General features: G+C 41.1%; 7 protein-coding genes and 1 CRISPR repeat array (1 of these 8 running past the window's edge). Of the genes, 1 reads left to right on the top strand and 6 read right to left on the bottom strand.

Annotation, left to right across the window (positions count from 1 at the left end; all coding sequences use genetic code 11):
* From L1N97_RS16515 to L1N97_RS16490, 6 genes are all read right to left on the bottom strand, one after another.
* On the bottom strand, nucleotides 1-281 hold a 281-nt coding region (locus L1N97_RS16515; RefSeq protein WP_236130552.1), incomplete at its 3' end, for a hypothetical protein.
* Between the two features lie 423 nt (nucleotides 282-704).
* Nucleotides 705-1,073, bottom strand: a complete 369-nt coding sequence (locus L1N97_RS16510) for a hypothetical protein (RefSeq protein ID WP_236130551.1) — start codon at nucleotides 1,071-1,073, stop codon at nucleotides 705-707.
* Nucleotides 1,074-2,684: 1,611 nt separating this feature from the next.
* Nucleotides 2,685-3,707: a helix-turn-helix domain-containing protein gene (locus L1N97_RS16505; protein ID WP_236130550.1), complete on the bottom strand. Its 1,023-nt coding sequence runs from the start codon at nucleotides 3,705-3,707 to the stop codon at nucleotides 2,685-2,687.
* Between the two features lie 431 nt (nucleotides 3,708-4,138).
* Nucleotides 4,139-4,441, bottom strand: a complete 303-nt coding sequence (locus L1N97_RS16500; protein WP_236130549.1) for a hypothetical protein — start codon at nucleotides 4,439-4,441, stop codon at nucleotides 4,139-4,141.
* Nucleotides 4,438-5,613 (bottom strand): site-specific integrase, encoded by a 1,176-nt coding sequence (locus L1N97_RS16495; protein ID WP_236130548.1) that lies wholly within the window; start codon nucleotides 5,611-5,613, stop codon nucleotides 4,438-4,440. Before L1N97_RS16495 ends, L1N97_RS16500 begins: the two co-directional genes overlap by 4 nt.
* A complete protein-coding gene (locus L1N97_RS16490; protein ID WP_236130547.1) occupies nucleotides 5,606-5,836 on the bottom strand; it encodes a hypothetical protein in 231 nt (76 codons plus the stop codon). Before L1N97_RS16490 ends, L1N97_RS16495 begins: the two co-directional genes overlap by 8 nt.
* Before the next feature lie 116 nt (nucleotides 5,837-5,952).
* Between L1N97_RS16490 and L1N97_RS16485 the strand changes: the two genes are divergently transcribed.
* Complete coding sequence (locus L1N97_RS16485) at nucleotides 5,953-6,156, top strand: helix-turn-helix domain-containing protein (protein WP_324295619.1); 204 nt, start codon at nucleotides 5,953-5,955, stop codon at nucleotides 6,154-6,156.
* A gap of 258 nt (nucleotides 6,157-6,414) precedes the next feature.
* A CRISPR array of direct repeats spans nucleotides 6,415-7,125; the repeat unit is 28 nt; unit sequence TTTCTAAGCTGCCTGTTCGGCAGTGAAG; it runs 3,098 nt beyond the window's last position.

The raw sequence follows: 7,125 nt of genomic DNA, 5'->3' as shown, positions 1-7,125 counted from the left end.
GGTGATGCTCGAATGAAATCTGCAAATTCATTTACATCAATGACTTTGAATATTGCAGCAAAAAAATGAAGACGAATACCTTGGTATTTAATTGCAGCGCACATGTGCTCATAGGGTGAGTCGGTAATTTTTCTTGTGGCAGGTATCACTCTTCTTTTAGATGAACCAAAATCTACTATGCTGTCTGCTGACACTGATTTATCAGCAAAGACCTCGACATTCAGCTTCGGAAGCAGTAGTTTGTAAAACTGATTTAGGTAGGTGTACCCTATTGGGCTCATCTGTAAGAATACCTTGTTAGTTATCACTAAAGATAAAATACTTATATATTTAAGGTAACACTTACAAACCAACCATTCCACTTACAAGCCACTCGTTTTACTTAAAAAAACACAGTTTTACTTATACGCTTTCTACAGACAGTAATGCACTTCATGATGTAGGAATAGCAGACTATCAACGCACATTTTAAAACCCGAACATACTGACACTACGGTCTATTACTTTAGTACTCAAAATGAATGGTTTGTCATGTCGTTGGCCAGAGCGTGTGGCCTGTCTGTGCCGGATGTACTAATTTCTTAGCCTGCTTTTTCTAACACACAAGACTCACTGTTCTTGTTGAACTAACCGCATTAGATCAAGAAATAGAGGTGGGATATCAATAGTGGATTATTAAACTACCTCAGTTTAGCAAAATGCCACTAATTGAAACCGCCCATTTCTCGCTCTGTGATCCAATCATTCAATGCCTCAACACCTGAGCCATGAAATTTTTTAATAATTTTTGATGGCGTTAATTGCTCAAAAGCGACAATCGGCTCACCGATATACCATGCCCATGCAGCCTGATCCGAATTAAACCAGGGCCGCACCCGACGTAATAGTGCATGGATCTCGATTAACCTCGTTTGCACTTTCGATTGCTTTACACGCTCTTGCCTTTTAAGAGACTGAGGAGGAAGATCAACAAAAGCAGCTAGGTGATCAATCGTAGTAAAAAACGCCTCTGCCCACGCCTTTGGTTGCTCAATACCCTGCTCTGGTGCAGAACCTATCTTGAACGGCGTCAATTCGTATCCTCGCAACGGTTAATTACAAAACAAAATATAAAACTAGATTGTTCAACGGTAAAAAACAAGACACTTGGTATTTTACAGACCAATTCTCATTTTTAATGAATACACACTAGCATCGGTTGTATTATTCGTAATAAAAATTGATCCGTATTACGCCACTTAAAATGGGCATCCCAAACTTGGCTAGGTAAAGCATCACTTTGAATTTTGCAGCAGTATTACTAACCGCCTTCACACACTGGCACCTCAAGAGGTAAAAAACCGCCGTAAATATAGGCATCCCACCACTAAACGCCTTTATACCCGTGCACCTAGGGGGGTAAAAATCGCCATGGATATAGCATTCCACCACTACAAATATCTTTACTCATGGGCACCTAGAGAGGTAAAAAATCGCCGTAAATATAGCAACACGCCACTACCCCTTTTACCCTTGTGCACTCCAAGGGGTAAAAAATCGCCATGGATATAGCATTCCACCACTACAAATACCTTTACTCATGGGCAACTAGAGAGGTAAAAAATCGCTGTGAATATAGCATCACGCCACTTACCCCCTTTACCCATGCGCACCTCAAGAGGTAAAAAATCGCCGTGGATAAGAATCCAGTTGGTTAATTGCACTTACAGGACCACTCATTTGAAAACGTTTTTTACCAATCATTGTTAATTCACAACGCCATTACTGGCACTGCTAGTGCCAAGCCTTTTATTATAACAATTTGAAAACAACCGTCAGAAAGAAGCGACCACTTTAGCTGGCACAGAACAGTATTTTTCAAGCTCTCCTTGCTGATCCTGAACCCTAATATTAGATAGGTAATCTTGGCAGGATAACGACATTGATTGGTGACAAGTTGTTCAATTTGTACTTGGCTCATAAGAGCATTTACCCATAACAAAAACTGAGCTTAAGATGGGCTACACCGTTGAGATAAAAAAGAATAACCCTCTCTCTACCTGATGAGTTATGTTCTGAACTAGGTTTTTGCCATAGGAGATATTTTAGTTTGTGAGATGAATAAAGCTCGTTCAGAAATGAGGATGGTGAAGCATATCGAACAGTCTTTAACTGACGAACAGATCTCAGCGGCTGGTAATTTAACACGCGTTATAAGTCTTACGCCTGACGAATAACAGATTCTCAACTTTAGTATTTTCCAGCTAGAAGAAAGCATTAAAGGTTCTAAAAGCAGGCGATTAATAGGTAATATTCATTATCAGATCAAATAGTAATAAGTAAGCATAACGGCAACCTCACTTTGCGGTGTGGGTGCTGTTACGCTTAAATTGTAGCTTTCGTGCTTAAGTGGCAATTACGTTAATCATCGTCATAGTTCTCATGATGAGCCGCATCCCAACCTCTATCCCAATCCTCTACCATCCACCATGTGTTGCTAGACCAGAAATACGGATTAGCCGACTTGGCAGAGCCTTCCCAATAAGTGTTATACCCTTCTTGAAAATCACTCGACATTTAATTGCTACGCGATGGGTTATTACCGCGCCCTCCACCTGATTTATTACCTGTTTTACTTGGTCCATTTAGGGGTGCTGGATTTTTTGATTTCGCCATGTTGTTTTCCATTTTAGTTAACATCAGGTTTAATTGATTGGATATAAACAAAAATCTATATCAGGTATTTTAGTCTCTTTTTTTAGCTTAATTTCTGCTTCAAATGGTGGTGGCTCATCACCTTCAAAATTCTCGCCAATCCCAATTGGCAAAGGTAAATAGCCTGCGCCTCTTTTTATTTTGTTCATGGTGTCTATCAAGCTCTCTATATTTGCCGCAGACCAAGGCGCTTTAATTATTTCGCCATCGCCATTTACCCACCCTTTGTAAATGTTAACTGATTTGCTCATTTCATCTTTAAAACCGTAAAAGATATTAAGTTCGCCATTTCCAAAGTGGGAAAAATCAGTAGTTCTAATCACAGTTTCAAGCCATTGAGAAAATGATGCTCTGAATTCTGCAGAAGAATCAAATATGCGATAGCCGGTATCTATTTTTTTACCTTTACCAGTCTCAATAAACTCAACGATAAATTTTGGCGTAACACCTTCAGGAACAAGTGGCTTGCCGTCTAAGAAAACATGTTCTACACATCCATAAAGCAATTTATTACATGTCGATTGCCAAGTCTCCTGCTGCCATTCAGTGAGCTCCGTCCATAACAAACCAATATTTTCATTGAATTTTATTGGCCGCATAACCCATTTATGTTCATTATTGTCAATACCAACGGATATTTCTTTAACTTGAGCGCCATCGGTAATTTTTAACTTAGGATTAAGTTCATTTGGATAGGCGATGGCTTGTTTTTGGATTTCCGCTAAAGCATCGACATATCCATCTACAACCTGACCACACTTTGATTCAGATCTTTTGATATACCATAGCGAGCTATCTTGGATTTCATTTTTAATCAGCTCATTAACTGAACAGCCAAAGTAATTAGCTAAGCGCGAGATAACACTTTTGGTAGTACACCCGGTTTTCTCAACATTCTGATACTGCCGAAGACTGATTTCACATACTTCGGCTATTGCCTCTTGGGTTTGCCCTTGTTGGGTTCTAAGATGTTTTAAAAAACTTTTTATTAATTGAATAGACTGCTGTGCCATTATTTCTTCTCACCATTGAATAAAGTTAAGAACATTATAGACACACATGACTACGTGTAAACGAAGCCATTACGAAGTCATGGTGAGTTGATTGAAATTAACTACGATGAGATCTGATTTATAAAAAGTCCAAAAACTCATGGTTTTGTGAAAAATGTCGTAACTCGCTCAAAACAACAACTAGTTGAAAGTAGTTAATTGCCAGTATTAGGATAAATAAAAATCGCTCTAGATGTGTGCACTGCCACTAATGCCTCTATTCACTGGTGTACCTAACAGATAAAACATCGGTGAAAAACATCAAATGTAAAGGCATAGTCTAACCTGCTTTATTAATAAAAAAGCCCCAACAGCAATTTCAAAACTTGCAACTGTTGAGGTTTTTCATAAAGTTCTTTCGGCACAATCCATTGCTGATTTTTGATATCTCTTTACTCGTAATATTCTGTTTGATGACTATTGTCGAGCAAAAAAGTCAAAAACCGATGTTGCAGCATTTTAAAGTCCAATCCTTTAATGCAGCTGACACAACACGTTTGTCGCTTTACCCACACATAAACAGCTTCACAGTTATCCGCTTCGCCACCAGTACCACAAATTGCCACTAAATCACGACTATTAGGGTCAATCTTTAACGCAGCGATTAAACTTGCCGTTAATTTTCGTACATGGGCGCGGTATATTTTGTCTAACATGACTTTACGAATTGCTGGGATCGTTTCAATCTGGATCATGCTACTTCTCCTGGAATATGAGCTTTAAGCAACAGGTCAAAAGCTGAGCCATCTTGCCGCGTTAAGTTAGGCACAAAGCGACTATAAACACGGAACAACATTTCTGTGGTGGTGTGTCCCATTTGCCGAGCAATCCATTCAGGGTTCTCCCCAGCAGCCAACCAAAGCGTAGCGGCTGTATGTCGCGTTTGATATGGCACTCGGTCCCGAAGCTCACACTGTTTGAGCGTGGGATACCATACCCGTTGAGTAACATTACGGTGATTATGGGGCGTACCATTTCGCGTTGAAAATACGTACTCAGATTTTGTGCGTGCAGCATATTGCCGCTGCAGTGCTTCACGTACGGGTTTCGACATGTGAATTTCACGCTGTGAACCATCATTCTTGGTGTATTCCGTGCGGCCACCCACCCAGGTTTCTCGCACTAAAATGATGTTTCGGTCAAAGTCGACAAAACGCCATTTTAAACCATCAATCTCGCCGGTTCGCATCCCCGTAAAGAAACGCACAACGTAGTAATCTTTAAATTGCTCAGGAGCATGCTGCAAGAACATTTGCACTTCATCTAATGTAAATGGGTCCACATCAGACTTTTGCATTTTCAGTGGTTTTAAGCGCACAGGCGCAGTAAACTGGTAACGGTCGGCTGCTTCACTAAGGATCATCTGAATAACTTTTAGATGACGGTTAATATAACCTGCTGAAATCTGTTCTCCGTTTTCGCGACGAACTTTGCCGAGTGTGGCGCGAAACTGGATTAAATCAGCCTTTGTGATGTGGTCGACTTCCATCTTGCCAAAGTAAGGGATAAGCCGATTCTGAACCAATATCGAAATCGTTTTACGATATGACTCGCGCCAGCTAACTTGCATTTCATCAAGCCAAATATTGGCAAACTCTTCCAATGTTGGCAGCCGCTGAGCCCGGTTTCCAGCAAGCAAACGCTGTTGCTGTTTTTCAAACCGAGCGACCATTTTGCTGTTCGGGAAATAATTGCTGTAAACAAAGGTTCCAAGCAAAATTTCCGCATCAATTTTCTCTAACAGCTTGGTTAACGTTTTCCGGTTTGCTGGAGTGTCAGGCAATGCTGTTTGTTCACGGCAGCGCTCACGCATATATTGGAAATCGATTTGTAACATATTTGAAGCACGTACTCTGATATTACCCACGAGCGTATCCTCCATTAGCCATTGGAATAGAACTGTGAGTAAACGTTTTACTGATATCTCGCTGTATAGCCTCCCACATATATAAAATTTTCCGACCACCAAAAGGTCGAATATAGTGAACACCTTCAAGCAACACTCTGTCCTTTAGCTGCTCTCTGATTGTTCTAGCGTCATACTTGATTAATTGCGACAACTCTTCCGTTGTCAGATAAGTTTGTGCCATACTATGAACCTCCTCTGCAAGAAGCCATTATGCTTCTCTAGAGACACAATAATACACTCAAAAGATACCTGTCAAGCACATTTTGTATCTTTGGAGAAACATTTAGGTGCTTTAGGGTGATAAAATGTAACCTGTCCACTTTGATGGGCGCAAAAAAATTGAAGATTACCGATGTGATGCGGGATACAGGGATCAACAGAAGCACATTAACGCGACTGTATCACGAGACCACTACGCGCATTGACTACGATACGTTGGAAATACTGTGCAAATACTTAGAATGTGATGTTGGTGAATTTTTAGAGATATCAGAAGGATAAATAATTTTGATACGCCATTTTGATGTCATTTACATCCATCTAACCGGAAGTTCCAGAATTAATAGATATCATTCAGCAGTCGGTTCGGCAGTCATGGGTGAAGTAAGCACAAAAAGGCGAGGCATAAAATATATATAAACTAGCATAATCAGTTTCAATCCACGCGCCTGCATGAGGCGCGACGCGAAAGTGGCTGCGCTGGCCGCTAGACAGTTTGGCAGTGAAGGCCAACGACGAAACAAGGTTTGGCTGAGTATTTTTCTAAACTTCCTGTTCGGCAGCGAAGGTGGACGTTGACCGGTGTTTGAACGTGGGCCATTTCTAAGCTGCCTGTTCGGCAGTGAAGCACGCAAAGCGCTAATCTTCTGCGCGTGTTGCTTTCTAAGCTGCCTGTTCGGCAGTGAAGTAGATTGCCCATCACTATCGGGCGTTTCATGCTTTCTAAGCTGCCTGTTCGGCAGTGAAGCTATTACTGAATCGTAATAAATTTCATCTTCTTTTCTAAGCTGCCTGTTCGGCAGTGAAGTTGATTAACGTTGGCGGTAATCGGTACAAGGCTTTCTAAGCTGCCTGTTCGGCAGTGAAGCTTTAGTTGCTCAGGTGGTGGCGCTCGCATGTTTTCTAAGCTGCCTGTTCGGCAGTGAAGCTTATGATGGCTTAAAACGCATTGGATTGACATTTCTAAGCTGCCTGTTCGGCAGTGAAGATACTAATTATGATCCTAAGACTTTTCCTAATTTTCTAAGCTGCCTGTTCGGCAGTGAAGTTGAAGCGCTGTCGTAGTTGCCTGAGCCTGTTTTTCTAAGCTGCCTGTTCGGCAGTGAAGCTTGGATTCATCGACTCAATTCGAGTCTGCATTTTCTAAGCTGCCTGTTCGGCAGTGAAGATTTCGCGCTTACTGATTGCACTTGCGTTATATTTCTAAGCTGCCTGTTCGGCAGTGAAGATAAAGGTCATTGGGAGTTAGCT

The sequence above is a fragment of the Rheinheimera sp. UJ63 genome (assembly GCF_021568285.1).
GTDB classification, from domain to species: Bacteria; Pseudomonadota; Gammaproteobacteria; order Enterobacterales; family Alteromonadaceae; genus Alishewanella; species Alishewanella maricola.
This window is presented reverse-complemented; position numbering and strand designations above follow the sequence as displayed.

Coding starts and splice junctions, on each gene's coding strand:
- L1N97_RS16500 (WP_236130549.1), bottom strand. CDS start 4,441: ATGATCCAGATTGAAACGATCCCAGCAATTCGTAAAGTCATGTTAGAC.
- L1N97_RS16490 (WP_236130547.1), bottom strand. CDS start 5,836: ATGGCACAAACTTATCTGACAACGGAAGAGTTGTCGCAATTAATCAAG.
- L1N97_RS16505 (WP_236130550.1), bottom strand. CDS start 3,707: ATGGCACAGCAGTCTATTCAATTAATAAAAAGTTTTTTAAAACATCTT.